Here is a 17,315-nt window from a genome sequence, read left to right on the forward strand (position 1 = left end):
CGCCTGTGGGCCCGGCGGCTCCTGGCCGCCGCGCCCCGGGCGCCGCGCCACGGTCGGCCACCGGTCATGCGGTGCGCCGGCCCGCGCACCAGGTGCCGGTGACCCTGATCCCGGCGATCCTCTCGGGGTTGGCGCGTACCGGGTCCCGGTCGAGTTCGATCAGGTCGGCGGCGGCCCCGGTACGCAGCACGCCGGCCCGTCCGGCCATGCCCAGGGCCGCGGCGGCGTCCCTGGTGTACGCCGCGAGGGCCTGTTCGACGGTGAGTCCCTCCTCGGCATGGACGACCGTGCCGCCGGCGACGCGACGGGTGACCGCGGCCTGGATGCCGGCCAGTGGTGACAGCGTGCCGGCCGGGTAGTCGCTGCTGGCCGCCACCGGCACGCCCGCGTCGAGCATCGTGCGCAGCGGAATCAGCCGCAGAGGGGCGGGCAGCGGCAGCATGGTGAGTTCCGCGCCGAGGTCGTACAGGAAGGACGGCTGGGCGACAACGTGTGCGCCCGAGTCGGCGAGTCGGCGCGCGGTGGCGGGGCCACAGATCATGGCGTGCTCGATCCGGACCGGGACGCCGAGCCCGTTGACGGCGTCCAGAGCGTCGGTCACCGCGCCGTTGCCGACGGCGTGCAGGGCCGGCGTCAGGCCCCGGGCGACCGCCGCCCGTACGGCGGTGGTCAGCCGGTCGCGGTCCAGGACACGCAGGCCGTTGTGCCAGCGGCCGTCCGGGCGACGGACCGGGGTGCCGCCGCGGCGGGACAGGGCGAGGGCCCGGCGGCCGTGACGCAGCACCGCCAGCGGCATCCCGGCGGCGGAGCGGAGGAGCTGCCGGCCGGTGAGGCACAGGTCGCACCGTTCGCCGCCGTCGATGAGAAGTTTGAAGCCGCCGAGCGGGGTGCGGGGGTGGCCGGGATCCTGGTCGGGGTCGAGGTCGGGCATGGTGGGATCACCGATCTCGGCGGCGCCGACGTGCCAGCGGTGGACGGTGACGGCGAGATCGGGTGCGGCTCTGGCGTACCGGCCGGCCCCCTCCGGGGGTACGGCGAGGTCCGCGATGCGGGTGATGCCGTGCCGGGCGAGGAGCCGGCTGTGTGCGGTGGCGCGTTCCACCCAGTCGGCGTCTCCGGTGGTGGCGCGCCGGGTGAGTGACTCGGCGATGAAGCTCGCCTGTTCGACGAGGACACCGGTGGGGCGGCCGCGGCGGTCCCGTTCGAGGTGGCCACCGCCGGGGTCGGGGGTGGCGGTGCCGTATCCGAGCGCCGACAGTCCGGCGGAGTTGATGGTGGATTCGTGGTAGCTGACCGATAGCAGGTGCAGCGGCCGGTTGGGGCAGGCGGTGTCCAGTTCGGCGGCGGTCGGCAGGCGGCCCTCGGCCAAAAGGAGCGGTCGTACGCCGTGCAGGCGCAGCCAGCCGGTGCCGGTGTCGGCGCGGGCGATGGCGGCGATCCGGTCGAGGAGGTCCCGCAGCCTCGCCGGGTGGTCGTCGAAGGCTCGGGTGTACCGGTCGCCGGCCACCAGGTAGAGGTGGTGGTGCGGGTCGACGAAGCCGGGCAGCAGGGTGCGGCCGGCCAGGTCGTGGTGGGTGGCGCCGGGGCCGGCGGCGGCCCGTACGGTGTCCGCGTCGCCGACGGCGGTGATCACGCCGCCGTCGATCGCCACGGCGTCGACGACCGGGTGGACCGGGTCCATGGTGCGGATCGTGCCGCCGCTGAAGACGGTGCTCACGTCAGACTCCGAGCTGGGCGAGCAGCCCCGCGGTCCAGGCCGCGAGGAACCGTTCCTGTTCGACGTGCCCGGGCGGGCAGCCGTAGGTGAACTCGCTGATCGCGAAGTAGAACAGGGACGACAGGGCGACGGCGGCGACGGCCGTCGCGTCGAACCCGGGCCGGTCACCGGCGAGTTGTGCCAGCCACCCGGCGACCTCGTCGAAGCCGGGTTGGAACAGCCGCTGGTACACGTCGGAGAGGTCGACGGGCAGGTCGCCGCCTCGCAGGACGAGCCGGTAGAGGTCCCGGTCGGCCGCGACGTAGGCGAGCACGGCGCGGCCGGCGACGCTGATCGCGATGCGTGGGTCGTCCAGGTCGGTGATTCTCGGCATGTTCTGGGCGGCGCGGCGGCTGTCGAGGACCCGGTCGAAGGCGGCGACGAGCAGTTCGCGTTTCGATCCGATGTGCCGGTAGAGCCCGCCGGCGCCGGGGGAGAGGCCGGCGGCGGCCTCGATCTGGGTGATCGTGGTGGCCTTGTAGCCCCGCTCGGCGAAGAGACGCAGGGCCACGTCGATGATCTCGTCGCGTCGACTCACGGAGAAAGTAAATACTTACTTACCCGCCGGCGCAAGCGCGACCCCGGCCGGCGTCACGCGGCGGTGGAGGAGGGGACGGTTGCTAGCCTGCTCCCGGGGTCAAAGTTCGTCGAACGGGAGCAGTGATGACACCCGCGCCAGCGGTCGCCACCGCGGTGACCTTCGTGTGGCTCGGCATGGTGCTGGCCATCTCGTTCCTGGAAGCACCGTTGAAGTTCCGCGCTCCCGGCGTCACCCTGCCGATCGGGCTCGGTATCGGCCGGCTCGTCTTCCGCGCCCTCAACACCGTCGAAGTCGTGCTCGCCGCCGTACTCGTCGTCGCGTTCGTCGCCGGCCAGCCGTCGCGCGGCGCGGTCACCGCCGCGACGGTGGCCGTGGTCGTGCTGATCGTTCAGCTCGCCCTGGTCCGGCCACGGCTGACCCGCCGGTCGGACCGCGTTCTTGCCGGTCACGATGCGCCCCGGTCACGTAGCCACCACGCCTACATCGCCCTGGAGATGATCAAGGTCATCGCCCTGATCTCTGCGGGAATCCTGCTGCTGACCGCCTGACAACGCCGCCATCCGTCTGGTCGACCTCGTCCGGGTCACCGGAGCGCAGAAGGGGGCTCGCCCTTATCGGCCGTCGGATCAACGGCAGCCGCGAAGGCTTCCGCTAGACACTCGTAGTCGTCCACTCCGCTCCTCCGAACCGCGCTGCCCGTCCCACCACCACGATCATGACCCGTGCCTCCGGCTGCGGCGAGACCGGGCGAACACCGGGCCGGCCGGCCGGCGGAGCCGACGGGCCCGGTGCGTACGCGATCAGCCGGTGGCGATCGAAACGCCGTAGGTGCGCAACGAGGCGTTGATCGGGACGTAGTACACGTAGTTGTAGCCCGGGGCGTAGATGGCGCTGGGGCAGGCGCTGTTCGGGACGGGGTTCTGGCCGGCGGTGATGGTGCCGAGGGCGTTCGCTGTGCCGTCGGGCCGGTAGGCGATCACCGGGCCGCCGCTGTCCCCCGGCGCGACGGCGCACCGGCCGGCGACCTGTCGGGCCTGGATCAGCGGTCCGACGGTGTCGCACGGGATGCCGTTGACGGCGAGGAAGAGGTTGACCGCGGTGACCTGGACGCCACTGAGTTCGCCACTGGAGGCTCCGTTGGGGATGACCCAGTTGCCGACGAAGCTGTCGGCGGTGCCGCTGATGGCCACGCTACCCGGTGCGAAGTCTTTGAAGACCCGGCCGAAGGAGGGGGCGTCGATGATCTCGATGTCCTGGCAGAGGATCTTGCTGTGGATGCTGCCCATGGGGACGCCGGCGCCGGTGGTGACGGTCTGACCGTTCTCGCCGCAGTGACCGGCGGTGAGCATTTGCTGGGGGCCGCCCAGGTTGATCGCGAAGCCGGTGCTGCACGCACCGATCGGTGACCAGAACCGGCCCCCGCCGTAGTAGGGGGAAATGTCGGCCTGCCGGCTGTGGGTGGCCACCGGCCGCTCACCGGTCACGACCGAGACCGGGACGGCGGACTCGCGTACGGCCGGCGCCATGGCGACCTGTGCGCTGTCGTCGGTGACGGTCAGTTGGACGCCGCTTCCGTCGACCTTCGGGATGACGTTGACGACGTTCGGTACGGCGGCGAGCCGGCGGGCCGCGCCGGCGAGTTCGACCTCCGAGAACCGGGCCGGCAGCAGTCTCACCGGGACGGTGCGGTTCAGGTCGGTGATCAGTGAACGCACCGTCGCACCGGGATCACCCTTCCAGTAGACCCGTACCTCGCGGTTCTCCGGAGCGGCCACGATTCCGGCGAAGCCGGCGTTCCTGGCCGAGGCGATCTTCTCTGCCGCGGTGTTGAGTCGGGTCTGGACGTCGATCAGTTCCGACCAGGTGGCGAACCCGCCGGGTACGGCGCCGACCGGCCCCGCGCCGGGTGCGGTGGGCCTGGCGTCGACCGCCGGGGGTGCTGCCGGCGCCGGACCGGCGAGCGACGCGGCGACGAGCACGGCGACGCCCACCGTGACCAGGGCGCGACGCGGCATCGCACGCCGAGCCGAGGACTGTGCTCCGATCATGATCATGTGCGGGCCTCTTCCTCCCGAATCGGAGCGGCCGGTCGACCGCTCCGATTCGGGAGTGTTCCGCTTCAGGCACGTACCGTCACCCTGCGTGATGATTCTTTCGCGCGCGTTCCCAGTTGCCGGGTGCACCAGTTGCATTGATCTCATCCGGTGCATATACGTCCAAAATCCACTATCGCCGGCGGCAGTAGTGGCATGGGACAGCGCTGGGGTCAGGCCGGGCGCTGTTGACGTAGACCCGGTCCTCCAGCCCGCGGCTGACGGCCGCCCGAGCCAGGTGATCATGTGGAGCGAGGTGTCGGACCCGGCCCGGCGCGGCCGTGACGCGGCACGGATCAGCCGGCCGGCTCCAGGACGAAGACGGGGATCAGACGCTCGGTCTTGGTCTCGTACTCGGCGTACGGCGGGAAGGCCGCGACGGCCCGCGCCCACCATTCGTCGCGCTCGGCGCCGGCCACCTCGCGGGCGACGTACGGGTCGATCGCGGTGCCGTCCTGCAGCGTCAGGGCCGGGTTCGCCTTCACATTGTGATACCAGGAAGGGTGTTCGGGGCTGCCGCCCTTGGACGCGACCATCGCGTACCGGCCGTCGTGCTCGACCCGCATGACGGGGACGTAGCGCTCCTTGCCGGTCCGCGCGCCGGTCGTCGTCACCAGCACGATCGGGCGATCCAAGATCAATATGCCCTCGGTGGTGCCCTGCGTGAGGATCTGCTCGGTCTGCCTGCGGACCCAGTCGGTCGGGCTCATTTCGGGATTCGTCGTCACAACTGGCCCCAACCGTCCATCCGGCATCACTATTCCGCCGGTGACCGACCGATCACCGGTGCGGTTCAGAATCCGCACAGCAACTGCTGCAACCGCTGTAACTGGCCCGGCGGCAGCCCGCTGCGGACCCGCCGGGGATCCGAGGGGCGGCGGCCCCACAACAGCAGCAGCCGGGCCGCCGGATCCGTCTCCACCGCCGGACCGTCGTCGGGTTCGACCAGCGCGAACCGCCCCTCGCCGCGCCGTACCTCGACGACGAGATCGGGCTGCTCGGGGCACCGCAGCCGGGCGGCGAAGTCGGCCCCGGTTCCGCCCGCACCGGCCAGACCGGTTGCGAGCAGCGAGTTCTGCAGCATCCGTACCGAGTGCGCGAGCAGTTCGGGCCGGGCCAGCACCTCGTCGCCCTGGCCGTCGTCGCCGACGAGGTCCCAGCGGTGCACGGCGAACTCCTGCCGCATGTGCAGGACCAGTTCCCCGACCGGCATGCCCCATCCCAACCCGGGAACCGCCGCGGTCGGATCGGGGGCGGCAAGGTGCTTGAAGAGTTCGGTCATCTCCCGTTCGCCGGTCTCCAGCCGGCGGCGCAGCACCCGGTCGTCCAGCGCCTGGTACGGCAGCTCCCGCGCCGCCCAGTCGGTCACCGCCGGAGCGGGCCGTCCCTCGAGATGGGCCCGGGCCTGCTCGGTCAGGAGTTCTACACCGGAGACCAGGTGGGCCACGACCTCGTGCGCGGTCCAGCCCTGGCAGGCGGTCAGCGCGTGCGGTGGCACGTCCTGCAGGGTGTCGAGGAATACGTCGATCTCCGGCCGACCCCGCGGGTCGTCGCGGTCCGTCGCTGCGGATGGCACGTTGAGGACCATTCACCCTCCCGGCGGTGATCTTGTTTCGGATGCTAGCGCACGGAAGGCCGGCTACCGTCCGCCATAAGTGCAGGTTGCGGCCACGTTCGGCGGGTGCGGGGCGAGCCGGGCCCGGGCCGGTTCGGTACGGTCGCCGGGTGAGCGACGACGAAGACTTCGCCGACCTCATCGAGCGGCACCGGGGCGAGCTGCGGGTGCACTGCTACCGGATGCTCGGCTCCTTCGACGAAGCGGAAGACCTGGTTCAGGAGACGTTGCTGCGGGCCTGGCGGGGCCGGCACGGATTCCAGGGGCGCTCGTCGATCCGCGCCTGGCTCTACCGGATCGCGACCAACGCCTGCCTCGACGCCCTCACCGGTCGGGCGCGGCGCGTGCTCCCACACCACGTCGGACCGCCGTACGACCCGGGCCAGCCGCAACCCGCCGTCGTCGACCCCTCCTGGCTGCAACCGTTTCCCGACCACCTGTGGGAGCCGGTCGCGCCGCACTCCGACGAGCCGGAAGCGAGGGTCGTCGCGAAGGAGACGCTGGAGTTGGCGTTCCTGGCCGCGATCCAACACCTGCCACCCCGGCAGCGCGCCGCGGTGATCCTGCACGACGTGCTCGGCTGGCCGATCCGGCAGGCGGCCCAGGCACTGGACGGCACCGTCGCATCCGTCAACAGCGCGCTGCAACGGGCACGAGCGACCCTGCGCAAGCACCTGCCACCGGGCCGGGCCGACTGGGCACCGTCCGCCCCGCCCACCGACGAGGAGCGCATGGTGCTACGCCGATACATGCCGGCGGCCGAACGGTGCGACCTCAACGAGATCGCCGAACTGCTGGCCGAGGACGTAAGAACGACGATGCCGCCGTACCCGGAATGGCTCGCCGGCCGACCGGGGGTGCTCGCGGCACTGTCGACGAGCTGGGACCCCGACTCGCCCGAGTACGTGGGCACGTTCCGGATGCTGCCGGCACGGGCCAACGGCCAGCTCGCCGCCGCGGCCTACGTACGACGCCCCGAAGAGCACTCGTACGCGCCGTTCGCGATCGGGGTGCTGTGCGTCGAGAAAGGCCAGATCACGGAGATCACCGCATTCCACAATCCGGCCCTCTTCCCGGCGTTCCGGCTGCCACCGCGCCTCGACCGATAGTTTTTCCGGGCGACCGTAGTCTCAAGAAGCATGACCAGAGTTCTCTACTCCGCGACCATGTCACTCGACGGCTACATCGCCGGCCCCGGCGGTGACATGTCCTGGCTCGCCGAGCACGTCGGCGGCCCCAACCCGGTGGCCGACGACCTCGTCGGGAAGATCGGCGCGCTGCTCATCGGCGCCCGCACCTACTACGGCGACGACCCGAACCGCGACACCGACAAGGAAGGCGCCTTCGGCGGCCAGTGGACCGGTCCGCAGTTCGTGCTCACCCACCGGCCGCCCACCAAGCCCGTACCCGACACCACCTTCGTCGACGACCTGACCAGCGGAGTGGCCGCGGCCAAGGCCGCCGCCGGCGACCGGTACGTCAACGTCCTCGGCGCGGACGTCGCCGCCCAGTGCCTGGCGGCGGGCCTGCTCGACGAGATCCTGGTGTTCATCGCACCCGTACTGCTGGGCGACGGCGTACGCCTGTTCCACCACCCCGGTGGCGCCCATGTGCGGATGGACGAGGTCACGACCGCGCAGGGTCCCGTACCGACCATCTGGCTGAAGGTCCGGCGGTAACGGAGGCCGCGACAGGCGTGCCGCTCCACCGCGTCCGGCGGGGAGCGGCACACCACGCGCACTGCCAGTGTTCCGCGTATGAATCCCGCCTACCGGGTCAGCGGGCGGCGACCCGTCAGGCCGCACGGACGGAGCCGCTGCGGACAGTAGGGTCGTCAACGTGGTGAGCGCACCGGTGGGTAGGCACATAGTCGTCGTCGGAGCTGGCATCGTCGGCGCGTCGGTGGCCTACCACACCGCCCGGGCGGGCGCTGCCGTGACGTTGCTCGATGCCGGGCGGCCAGGCGCCGGCGTGACGGCGGACTCGTTCGCCTGGGTCGGAGCGTCCGGCGTACGTACCGGTCCGGCGGCCGGGATCCGGGCCACCGCGACGGAGGAGTACCGCCGGGTCGAGGCCGAGTTGCCGGGACTCCCGGTGACCTGGTCCGGCTCACTGAGCTGGCGCGCGGAAGGCAGCGTGCCGGAGGCCGGACCCGGGCAGGAGATCGTGGACGCGGCCACCGTGATGACGCTCGAGCCCAACCTTCGACAGCCCCCGGAGTGGGCCGTATGGGCACCCGACGACGGCGCCGTCGACCCGGTCGGCGTGACCGAGCGGCTGGTCGCCGGCGCCCGCGCCCATGGCGCCCGGGTACATCTGGACACCGCGGTCACCGCGGTCCGCCGGGATGCGGCGGGCCAGGTGGCCGGAGTCGAGACGGCCGTAGGACCCCTGTCCGGTACGACTGTGGTGTTGGCGGCCGGCGTTGCCACGGCCGCGCTCGGCGCGTCGCTCGGCGTGCGTGTCCCGGTCGAGCCTTCACCGTGCCCGCTCTTCCGGCTTCGCGCGCCGGCCGGCCTGGTCCGTACCGTGGTCAACACTGAGGACTTCGATCTCCGGCCGGTCGCCGCGGACCGGCTGATCGCCGCCGCGGACTCGCCCGCACGGACCCTTGCCGCCGTCCGGTCCACTTTCCGTGGTGCCGGGAGCGTCGAGCTGCTCGGCACACGGCTCGGAGTACGCCCGATGCCGGCCGACGGTGAGCCGATCGTCGGTCCGGTCGCCGACGTACCCGGTCTCTACCTGGCGGTGATGCACTCGGCGGTCACGCTTGCCCCGGCCATGGGTCGCCTCATCGCGCGGGAACTGGTCGACGGCATCGACGAGCCGACGTTGTCGGGTTGCCGCCCCGATCGCTTCTAGTACTGCAACGGCGTTTCGCAACCTTCTGTGGTTGTCGTAAGTTAGTTCATTGTGGTCAGTGTCGGGTTGGTCGAGTCGTGGGACGTTGAGCTTGGGGATCTGCTGGCGCGGATTGCGGGGCGGTTTTCGCGGGTGGAGTCGCGGAAGCGGGCGTTCGCGTATGTGCGTGGGCTGCTCGCGCCGCTGGAGCGGCGCAACGGGTGGACCCTGGCCGAGCAGGCCGGTGATGGTTCGCCGGACGGGATGCAGGCGTTGCTGTGCAGCCCGTGCTGGGACCGCAACGCGGTGCGGGACGAGGTACGCGACTACGTGGTGGAACACATCGGCGACCCGGACGGGGTGCTGATCGCCGACGAGACCGGTTTCGCCAAGAAGGGCCGAGCCTCGGCGGGGGTTCAGCGGCAGTATTCCGGCACGCTGGGCCGCACGGACAACTGCCAGATCGGGGTGTTTCTGGCCTACGCCACACCGAAGGGTCGGGCGTTGCTCGACCGGGAGTTGTACCTGCCGGTGTCGTGGACTGACGACCGTGCCAGGTGCCGCAAGGCGGCGGTCCCGGACGAGGTCGCCTTCGCGACCAAGCCACAGCAGGCCAGGATGATGCTTGAACGGGCGATCGCCGCGGGTGTGCCGTTCGCCTGGTTCACCGCGGACGAGCTCTACGGGCAGAACCCCGGGTTGCGCGGCTGGCTGGAGGAGCAGGACGTCTCGTATGCGATGGCGACCCGCTGCGATGACGAGGTGGCCTCCGGGCTGCACACCACCACCCGGGTCGACGCGCTGATCGGCAAGGTGCCGGGTGGTGCGTGGCGGCGTATGTCCTGCGGCGACGGGGCGCACGGGCCGCGGGTCTACGACTGGGCCTGGCTGCCGATCCGCCGGCCGTTCCTGCACGGCCGTCGCGGCTGGGTCCTCGCGCGGCGCAGTGTCAGCGACCCGACCGAGATCGCCTACTACGTGTGCTTCGGCAAGCGCGGCACCCGGCTGCGCGAGCTGGTCAGGGTCGCCGGGTCCCGGTGGGCGGTCGAGGAGTCGTTCCAGACTGCGAAGAACGAGGTCGGCCTGGACCAGTACCAGGTCCGCCGCTACGACGCCTGGTACGCCCACATCACCCTGGCCATGCTCGCCGCCGCGTTTTTGGTCGCCACCCGGGCCCGCGAGGTGGCAAAGGGGGCACCGACGACGGCGAGCACACGCTGATCCCGTTGAGCAGCAACGAAATCCGCCGCCTGCTCAGCAAACTCGTCCTCATCGGACGGGCCACGGCCGGACACGTGCTGCACTGGTCCGGCTGGCGTCGCCGCCGACAAGCCCAAGCGAAAGCCAGCCACTACCACAAACACTTCAAAGACCATCGTACGTGACGAACCGCCGTTGCAGTACTAGCCGTCCCGCATCTGAATCTCGCTTAGTTGTGTGCGGCAGGATCTCGTCGGCGGTCTCGGTTCAGGTGAAGGGGTGGCATCGGTCGTCCCAGTCGTCGATGAAAGTGCGGATCGCGGCGATGAGTTCCTTGACGTTGTCGAACGGCCCCGCGCAGATTCGACGAGGTTGAGCCAGGATCCGGAGGGCCTCTACGAAGGATGGAATCGGCTCGGTCAGCCACGTCGGGCGCTCGACTACGGTGCGAGCGTGACGAGTACCCCTCGGGAAGCGGAAACGCGCATCGGTCCGGTCGGCGCCCTACTCTGCCGATTGGTGTTTCTGGCCATCTGCCTGCCCGGACCGGTCCTGCTCGCCGTCGCGCTGACGCTGGACCCACCGCCGCCGCCCACAGACGTCGGGGGCCTACTCGCCGGTGGCGTACTGACGACCATCGTCGGTGTCGGGTTCGGTGCCTTCGGCTGGCGGCTGGTCACCCGCTCGCGACGCGACGCGCGTCGGCTGTCCGCCGCCGGTGTCGCCGCGACGGCGGAGGTTCTGACGGTGGCGAACCACCTGGGTGGCGAGGACCCTGGGCTGGAACTCCACCTGCGTATCAGCGGGCCCGGGTTCGCTACGTTCGAGGCAGACGTGATTCGCGCCGACGACCCGGGCCTCGTGCCCGGCGCGTTGTTGACCGCCGTCGTGGACCCCACTGATCGTCTCTTTGCCATCACCTAGCGGCGAACACGTCGGCGGCCGCGCGGATGTGGCGCCACAGGGGGCATTGAATGCCGTTCTCCGAACGGATCCGACCCATGGGATCACCCCCGGGTGCGGGTTCGACCCATCTGTCGCCGCCAGCCTCATGATCAACGGAAAGTTTCTTCCGTGGGGGTAAATGGATCGGGGCGCTGATGCGTAAACCCCGTGTGGAACGAGAACGGAAGGACTTCGCGGACTTCTATCAGCGCTTCCGGGACAACTGCCTGCGTGCCGTACTGGCTGGTACGGGCGATCGCGCGCTGGCCGAGGATCTGGTCGCTGAGGCGTTCGCGCGAGCCTGGGCCTCCTGGCCGCGGGTGAGCCAGCATCCGGCACCGGCGGCGTGGGTGGTGCGCACCGCCCTCAATATCCGGGTGTCCTGGTGGCGGCGACGCCGGCGGGAGGTGGCCCTCGACGGCCACGATCGGGCGTCCCTCATCGAGGACGACCTCGACACGAACGACGCCCTGCTGGCCGCCGTTCGCCGGCTGCCGAGGCGGCAACGTGAGGTGGTCGTGTTACGTATCTGGCTCGACCTGGATACCAGGTCCGTGGCTGCGGTGTTGGACATCTCTCCCCAAACCGTAGCCGTCCATCTGTCCCGTGCCACCGCAACCCTGCGGGCGCAGCTCGCGCCCGTAGCCCGTTAGGAGATTCGATCATGAACGACGATGAGGTGTGGGACGCGGTGAAGCAGACCCTTTCCGACGTACGGATGGATCGCCCGGTCGAGGCGATCGAGCAGCGCGGTCGGGCGCGGCGGCGCAAGCGCAACCTGTTCGGCGTGGCCGCCGGTGGTGGCGTCGCGGCCGTGGCCGCGCTCGCGCTGGCCCTTCCGATGGCCACGGGATCCGGCACGGCCTCGGCTCCGACCGGCCCGGACAATCAGGCTGGGTCCGCCTCCACGGCACCGGCAGGCAACATCAGGCTCGTTTCCCTGGCGGCCAGCCTCACAGCGGAGAGCGCCTCGCTGCCGGGCGACGCGTCGCTGATCATCGAGAAGGTCGATGTCCGCCGGGGCACCGTGCCATCTCGTACCCAGTACCACCTGTACACCGACAGCGGCGAGTACTACTACACGGAGGCCAGGCGCGAACTCCCACGGGTGGTCGCTCGTGGTGAGAACCTCGGCAACGGCTTCCATACCCGTGGGGTGGCGGCGGCGCGGTACGCGGCAACCGGTGACCTCGCCAAAGCCCGGGAGCAAATGATCAACTCGGTGTACGACGGGGGAAAGCCCTCTGCTGGCGCCGAGCAGGACCGAACGGAAATCCTTCGGCAGAAGGGGATCGCAAACCCGTCGCCGCGCACCGACGAGGACCGGGCGAGCATCGCCGCCAACAACCACCTCTGGATCAACAGTGTTGACGTGCTCTCCGCGGCGGGAGGCGACCCCAAGGTACGGGCGGGCGTACTTCGCCTGATTTCCACCATCCCCGATGTCACCGTTGTGGATTCGACGACCGGCGGGCAGCCCACCCTGACCATCACCGCGAGGGTGTGGGGGGACGACAGCCAGCACGTGCTGACGATCAACGCCCAGAACGGGGTGCCGATCAGTTCTGTGCTGGATTACCCCGACCTGCGGACCTCCTTTGTGGAAACCTTCGAGGTTTCCCGTGTGAAGGTGGCCGACATCAGGGCCGGCAGGTTCTGACCCTCGATCCTCAACCGTGCGCGCCGTCCGCACCACTTGGGCGGCGCGCACGGCCCGCGTTCAGGGACAACGCGTCAATCCGGCGGAACCTGGTACGGCAGCCGCCGTTCGGGATCATGGTGGATTGAGGCGGCGTGTGTAGTGGGACCGTCGGCTCGGAGTTGCTGGAGGCGGCGCCAGCCTGACCAGTGCAATCGATGGGCGAGGTCGCTGACCGGTCGGATGATGAAGCGGTTGATCAGGCGGCGGGTTTCGTTGGTCGTGAGCTTGATCAGGCCGCTGGGTTCGGCCGCTGCGCTGCTGGCGGCGTCGGCGGCGCAGATTGTCAGGACGGCGAGGGCGGCCAGGGTGAGGGGGGTTAAGGTATGTCCACAACGTACAGACGATCACGCGGTGGCCGTGCCACGTCTACCCCGCTCCCACCAGCGGAATCTCAACCGGCGGCTGCCGTACCAGGATTACCCCCGCGTGCGTGGGGAGCAGCGCCAGCAAGTCGTCATCACCGGCAAGCCGACCGGATCACCCCCGCGTGCGCGGGGAGCAGATCGCGTGGGACACCTGGCAGGCGGCGTCGACGGGATCACCCCCGCGTGCGCGGGGAGCAGACTTTCTGACCTGGGGCGCTAGAGATCAACTAGCGCGTTTTTCCTCACTTTCATCGGTAGGTCTGCCACCTAGACTCCCTGGATCGACGGGACCGATGTCGGGCACGTACGGCTTGGGTCAACGTCCCCGTGTCAGCAGGCATCGGCGGCCGGCTCGTACAACGACCCTTGCATTGCTGAGGGCATTCTAGGGGATCAGGCGGTTATGGGCCCCTGTGCACGCCTTGGCGATCCGGTGATCACCTCAAGGCTCTGGCGACGGCGCCATTCCCTAACGGAAGAACGAATGACGCTGGCGCAGGCCGGTGCGGAATCCGTGACACGTCGTCCGGCGACGCAGTCGACGTCCATGGTGGACAAACCCTCGGGCCGCTGGCGGTCAGCGTGCGGGGGAGTGGTCGGCGCCCACCTGGCCAGCACCGTGGGTTCGTCGTATGCCGGTGGAGGCGAGACCGGCAAGGCCCGCCGAACCCCGCCAGCAAACGGTATCCGGGCGGGGTTCGGTCAGGCAGGATGCGGCGAACCCTGGATGCGCCCGGCCTGGTTGCGGCTCCGACACCGCCGATGGTGGCGGCGTGACGGGCGGTGGTTACGCTGGCCTTGCGTACGGGTTCTATGGTTGCCGGCCGTGGGACTGGCGGTCAGTATCGGGAATCCGTGTCTCGGCTTCGACGCCGAGGGGGAAGAGCACTACCGGAAGCAGTTCGACCTGCTGCACCGTGAACTGGCGGGGCAGGGCGTCGACTGGTCGCCGCCGGACGACCCGCCGCCGGCGGGAGCGACCCGGCCGCATCTGGGCAGCTTCCCGTACGGCTATCTGCACTATCTGCGCCGGGCGTACGCCCTGGTCTGTGACCGGCAACCGGTGACCCCGGTGTCCGGACCGGAGGATCTTGAGCGTGCCCGACCGTACGTCGACGAGGTCATGTTTTCGGTGCAGCCGCACCTGTTGTGTCACTCCGACTCCGCGGGCTACTACGTTCCGGCGCCGATGGACGGACCGCTTTTCCTGTCCGACGAGATCGGTGGCGGTGGGCTGGTCGGCTCCTGTCAGGGCCTGCTGCGCGAGCTGACCAGGGTCGCCGCGCCGATCGGGGTGCGGCTGGAGGCCGACGGCTCGCTGTCGGACGCCGAGGCGGCCCGGCTGTTCGACAACGGGGACGATCCGTTCGGGATCGAGCAGGCGGTGTGGCTGACGCTGTACGAGACGTGTCGGGTGAGTGTCGCCTCGGGGCACGCCGTCGTCTACACGTAGGAGCGATGGCACGGGCTGGCTGGCCGGCCTGTGCCATGATCGTCCGCGTGAGTGAGTGGATCTACAACGACCGTCCGGCCGGCGTCCGGTTCCTGACCGACCGGATCGCGGAGCCGGGCCGCACCGAGATCGAGAACGAGATCTGGGAACGGCTCGTGCGCGGCGACGACCACGCCGAAGAGTTCGTGGACTTCCTCGACCTGGACGAGGCGCGCCATGGAGCCACCGACGAGGAGTTGGTGGCGGCGTTCGAGAAGGCGGTGGCCGCCCGGCGGGACCAGCAGCGCGGGTGGGGTGAGGTGCGCGGCAATCTCTCCCAGGCCTTCGCCGAACTCAACGAGCTTGGTGTCCTGGCGCGGGAGGACTTCACCTGTTGCGGCACCTGCGCCGCCGCCGAGATTCACGACGAGCGCGACGAGTCCCGGCACTGGCACGGCTATCTCTGGTTCCACCGGCAGGACACCGAGGCGTTGATCGCCAGCTCGGACGGCGAGGTCTACCTCGGCTACGGCGCCTACCCGCCGAAGGACTTCGACCAGGCCGCGTACGACGCGTTGCCGCAGGCCGAGCAGCAGGCCAGCTACCAGGTCGACCTGGAACGGATGCTGGACGAGATCGCCTTCCCGGTGCTGCGTAGGCACGGCATGCGGGTGGAGTGGAACCGGGACCAGGCCCGGCGGATCCTGGTCACCGGCGCCCGGTGGTACGTGCCGCTGCCCTGAGGCACTGAAAGGCCGCCGTGGGCGACGGCCGGCGGGTGCCGGCCGTCGCCCACGGGAACGGTCGTCGGTGGAGCCGTCGCTCACTTGGTCAGCCGGGCGGCCTCCCGGTCGCGCCAGGCTGCGGCGAATCCCGTACGGCCGCCGGTCTTGAGCAGTGACCCCTCGTAGATGCGGGCGCCGACGAACAGCATCGCCACCGCGGTCGCCGCGAGGATCACCAGCGACAGGATCGGCTCCCAGCCGGCCGCGTCGCCGTCGAACAGCCGTACCGGCATCGCGGTCGGCGACGACACCGGCAGGTACGACAGCAGGGTCATGACCGTCGGGTTGTCCTGCAGGAAGATGACGGCGAAGAACGGCAGCATCACGATCATCTGCATCGGCGTCGACGCGGCGCCGATGTCCTCCTGCCGGCTGACCAGGGCGCCGACGGCGGCCCACAGGGCGGCCAGCATCACGAACCCGACGACGAAGAACGGCAGGAACCAGGCGATCGCCGGGCCGAGCAGCGAGAGTAGATCGCCCGGTACGCCGGCTGTCGACACGCCGATGTAGGCGACGGCGGCGATCAGCGCGATCTGCCCGAAGGCCAGGATCGCCCCGGCGATCACCTTCCCGGCGAGCAGTGCCCGGATCGGCACGGTCGCCACCAGGATCTCCACGACCCGGGTCTGCTTCTCCTCGGTGACGCTCTGCGCGATCTGCAACCCGAACGTCAGGGACGTCATGAAGAAGACGAACGCGAACGCGTACGGGATGAGGAACGCGAGCGCCGGGTCGACCGCGTTCGGGTCGAGCAGTTCGACTGGCGGGCGGGCGCTGAGGGCGTTGACCACGTCCGACGGTGCGTCGTCCATCGCCAGTACGCGTGGACCGGTGACCACCGCCGCGTCGACGTCGCCGGCACGGACCAGCCGTTCGGCCTCCGCGTCGTCGCCGACCGTGCGGACCTCGAGCCCGGCGTCGGCCAGTGCCGTGGCGGCGGGGCCCTGGACCACGGCCACCGAGGACGGGCCGCCGCCGAAGATGTTCGGCAGTACCGTAGAGGCGGCCACGATCACCAGGAAGATGATCGTGCTCCAGATGAACGTCTTGTCCCGCAGCTTGACCCGGATTTCCCGGGCCGCGACGATGCGGGCGGCGTCGAAGGTGGTCATCGGACGACCTCCCGGAAGATTTCGGCCAGGGAAGGGGTGACGGGGCGGAACACGCGTACCGGCCCGCGGTCGAGCGCGGAGCGTAGCACCGACTGGTCGTCGGTGCCGGCGGCCAGGTCGAAGACGGCGTGCGCGCCGTCGAGGTCGACCAGGGTCACGCCGGGCTGGTCGCGCAGCCATCCGGCGTCGCCGTCGACGCGGATCTCGTAGCGCGGCAGGGCGTGGGCCTGGCGCAGCTGCTCGCGGCTGCCGGCGGCCCGGATCGCGCCCTCACCGATGATGACCAGGTCGTCGCAGAGGCGCTCGACGACCTCCAGTTGGTGGCTGGAGAACAGCACGCCGACGCCGCGCGCGGTGTATTCGCGCAGCACCGTCAGCACGGTGTCGACGGCGAGCGGGTCGAGGCCGGAGAACGGCTCGTCCAGCACCAGCAGGTCCGGTTCGTGGACGAGTGCGGCGGCGATCTGCGCCCGCTGCTGGTTGCCCAGTGACAGCTTCTCCAGCTTGTCGCCGGCCCGTTCGGCCAGCCCGAGGCGGTCGAGCAGGGCGTCTACGTTGCGGGTGGCGGCGTCCGCGCTGAGGCCGTGCAGCCGGCCAAGGTAGATCAACTGCTCGCTGACGGACATCTTCGGGTAGAGCCCGCGCTCCTCCGGCATGTAGCCGAAGCGGCGCCGGTCGTCGCGGGTCAGCGGGGCGCCGTCCCAGGTCACCGTGCCGGAGTCGGCCGCGAGAGCGCCCATGATGATGCGCATCGTGGTCGTCTTGCCCGCGCCGTTGGCGCCCACGAATCCGGTCAGGCGGCCCGGTGTCACGTCGAAGGTGACGTCCCGGAGCACGCTGCGATCCCCGAAGGCGCGGTGTACCGCCTTCAGTTGCAGGAGCGAAGTCATGCATCGACGGTAGGCGCGGCGGATGCCGTTGACCT

Annotated in this window: 18 protein-coding genes; 11 read left to right on the forward strand and 7 right to left on the reverse strand. The window is 70.4% G+C overall.

Annotation, left to right across the window (positions count from 1 at the left end):
- Nucleotides 1–64: 64 nt before the first annotated feature.
- Nucleotides 65–1,717 carry an amidohydrolase gene (locus tag QCD66_RS15010; protein WP_375734116.1) on the reverse strand — a complete coding sequence of 551 codons (1,653 nt, stop codon included), beginning with the start codon at nt 1,715–1,717 and terminating at the stop codon, nt 65–67.
- Between the two features lies 1 nt (nt 1,718).
- Nucleotides 1,719–2,294, reverse strand: coding sequence for a TetR/AcrR family transcriptional regulator (locus QCD66_RS15015; RefSeq protein ID WP_364216991.1), 576 nt, complete (start codon nt 2,292–2,294; stop codon nt 1,719–1,721).
- 125 nt (nt 2,295–2,419) lie between these two features.
- On the opposite strand from QCD66_RS15015, the gene QCD66_RS15020 reads away from it, so the two are divergent.
- A complete protein-coding gene (locus QCD66_RS15020) occupies nt 2,420–2,845 on the forward strand; it encodes a hypothetical protein (protein ID WP_375734115.1) in 426 nt (141 codons plus the stop codon).
- A 252-nt stretch (nt 2,846–3,097) separates the two neighbouring features.
- Here the strand turns inward: QCD66_RS15020 and QCD66_RS15025 are convergent, their stop codons facing one another.
- The 3 genes from QCD66_RS15025 to QCD66_RS15035 all read right to left on the reverse strand — a co-directional run bounded on the left by QCD66_RS15025 (nt 3,098) and on the right by QCD66_RS15035 (nt 5,966).
- Nucleotides 3,098–4,312: a hypothetical protein gene (locus tag QCD66_RS15025; RefSeq protein ID WP_375734114.1), complete on the reverse strand. Its 1,215-nt coding sequence runs from the start codon at nt 4,310–4,312 to the stop codon at nt 3,098–3,100.
- Between the two features lie 374 nt (nt 4,313–4,686).
- Entirely contained in the window at nt 4,687–5,196 is a 510-nt protein-coding gene (locus QCD66_RS15030; protein WP_407567164.1) for a nitroreductase family deazaflavin-dependent oxidoreductase, read from the reverse strand.
- Nucleotides 5,184–5,966, reverse strand: a complete 783-nt coding sequence (locus QCD66_RS15035) for a maleylpyruvate isomerase N-terminal domain-containing protein (protein ID WP_375734112.1) — start codon at nt 5,964–5,966, stop codon at nt 5,184–5,186. Before QCD66_RS15035 ends, QCD66_RS15030 begins: the two co-directional genes overlap by 13 nt.
- Nucleotides 5,967–6,115: 149 nt before the next feature.
- On the opposite strand from QCD66_RS15035, the gene QCD66_RS15040 reads away from it, so the two are divergent.
- The 10 genes from QCD66_RS15040 (at nt 6,116) to QCD66_RS15085 (ending at nt 15,233) form a co-directional block, all read left to right on the forward strand.
- Nucleotides 6,116–7,114: a sigma-70 family RNA polymerase sigma factor gene (locus tag QCD66_RS15040; RefSeq protein WP_375734111.1), complete on the forward strand. Its 999-nt coding sequence runs from the start codon at nt 6,116–6,118 to the stop codon at nt 7,112–7,114.
- 30 nt (nt 7,115–7,144) lie between these two features.
- Entirely contained in the window at nt 7,145–7,684 is a 540-nt protein-coding gene (locus QCD66_RS15045) for a dihydrofolate reductase family protein (protein WP_375734110.1), read from the forward strand.
- A gap of 175 nt (nt 7,685–7,859) precedes the next feature.
- On the forward strand, nt 7,860–8,867 hold the full coding sequence (locus QCD66_RS15050) for an NAD(P)/FAD-dependent oxidoreductase (protein ID WP_375734109.1): 1,008 nt from the start codon (nt 7,860–7,862) through the stop codon (nt 8,865–8,867).
- A gap of 66 nt (nt 8,868–8,933) precedes the next feature.
- The gene (locus QCD66_RS15055; RefSeq protein ID WP_407567234.1) at nt 8,934–10,067 is read left to right on the forward strand and encodes an IS701 family transposase; all 1,134 of its coding nucleotides are present in this window, start codon (nt 8,934–8,936) and stop codon (nt 10,065–10,067) included.
- A gap of 5 nt (nt 10,068–10,072) precedes the next feature.
- Entirely contained in the window at nt 10,073–10,231 is a 159-nt protein-coding gene (locus QCD66_RS15060; protein WP_375737403.1) for a hypothetical protein, read from the forward strand.
- 94 nt (nt 10,232–10,325) lie between these two features.
- Nucleotides 10,326–10,970 (forward strand): hypothetical protein, encoded by a 645-nt coding sequence (locus tag QCD66_RS15065; protein WP_375735785.1) that lies wholly within the window; start codon nt 10,326–10,328, stop codon nt 10,968–10,970.
- Nucleotides 10,971–11,146: 176 nt separating this feature from the next.
- Entirely contained in the window at nt 11,147–11,644 is a 498-nt protein-coding gene (locus QCD66_RS15070) for a sigma-70 family RNA polymerase sigma factor (RefSeq protein WP_375735784.1), read from the forward strand.
- Between the two features lie 11 nt (nt 11,645–11,655).
- Nucleotides 11,656–12,651, forward strand: a complete 996-nt coding sequence (locus QCD66_RS15075) for a hypothetical protein (protein WP_375735783.1) — start codon at nt 11,656–11,658, stop codon at nt 12,649–12,651.
- 1,233 nt (nt 12,652–13,884) lie between these two features.
- The gene (locus tag QCD66_RS15080) at nt 13,885–14,511 is read left to right on the forward strand and encodes a hypothetical protein (protein WP_375735782.1); all 627 of its coding nucleotides are present in this window, start codon (nt 13,885–13,887) and stop codon (nt 14,509–14,511) included.
- Nucleotides 14,512–14,558: 47 nt separating this feature from the next.
- Nucleotides 14,559–15,233, forward strand: coding sequence for a DUF6891 domain-containing protein (locus tag QCD66_RS15085; protein WP_375735781.1), 675 nt, complete (start codon nt 14,559–14,561; stop codon nt 15,231–15,233).
- Between the two features lie 80 nt (nt 15,234–15,313).
- Here QCD66_RS15085 and QCD66_RS15090 read toward each other — a convergent pair whose 3' ends face one another.
- Nucleotides 15,314–16,390 (reverse strand): ABC transporter permease, encoded by a 1,077-nt coding sequence (locus QCD66_RS15090; RefSeq protein WP_364216903.1) that lies wholly within the window; start codon nt 16,388–16,390, stop codon nt 15,314–15,316.
- On the reverse strand, nt 16,387–17,280 hold the full coding sequence (locus tag QCD66_RS15095; protein ID WP_375735780.1) for an ABC transporter ATP-binding protein: 894 nt from the start codon (nt 17,278–17,280) through the stop codon (nt 16,387–16,389). Before QCD66_RS15095 ends, QCD66_RS15090 begins: the two co-directional genes overlap by 4 nt.
- Nucleotides 17,281–17,315 lie beyond the last annotated feature (35 nt).

Source organism: Polymorphospora sp. A560 (assembly GCF_045781765.1).
In the GTDB taxonomy this organism is placed as follows: Bacteria; Actinomycetota; Actinomycetes; order Mycobacteriales; family Micromonosporaceae; genus Polymorphospora; species Polymorphospora lycopeni.

Bases quoted from the DNA above. Each gene is read 5' to 3' on its own strand.
- QCD66_RS15020 (WP_375734115.1), top strand. From the start codon at position 2,420: ATGACACCCGCGCCAGCGGTCGCCACCGCGGTGACCTTCGTGTGGCTC.
- QCD66_RS15025 (WP_375734114.1), bottom strand. From the start codon at position 4,312: ATGCCGCGTCGCGCCCTGGTCACGGTGGGCGTCGCCGTGCTCGTCGCC.
- QCD66_RS15045 (WP_375734110.1), top strand. From the start codon at position 7,145: ATGACCAGAGTTCTCTACTCCGCGACCATGTCACTCGACGGCTACATC.
- QCD66_RS15070 (WP_375735784.1), top strand. From the start codon at position 11,147: ATGCGTAAACCCCGTGTGGAACGAGAACGGAAGGACTTCGCGGACTTC.
- QCD66_RS15075 (WP_375735783.1), top strand. From the start codon at position 11,656: ATGAACGACGATGAGGTGTGGGACGCGGTGAAGCAGACCCTTTCCGAC.
- QCD66_RS15090 (WP_364216903.1), bottom strand. From the start codon at position 16,390: ATGACCACCTTCGACGCCGCCCGCATCGTCGCGGCCCGGGAAATCCGG.
- QCD66_RS15095 (WP_375735780.1), bottom strand. From the start codon at position 17,280: ATGACTTCGCTCCTGCAACTGAAGGCGGTACACCGCGCCTTCGGGGAT.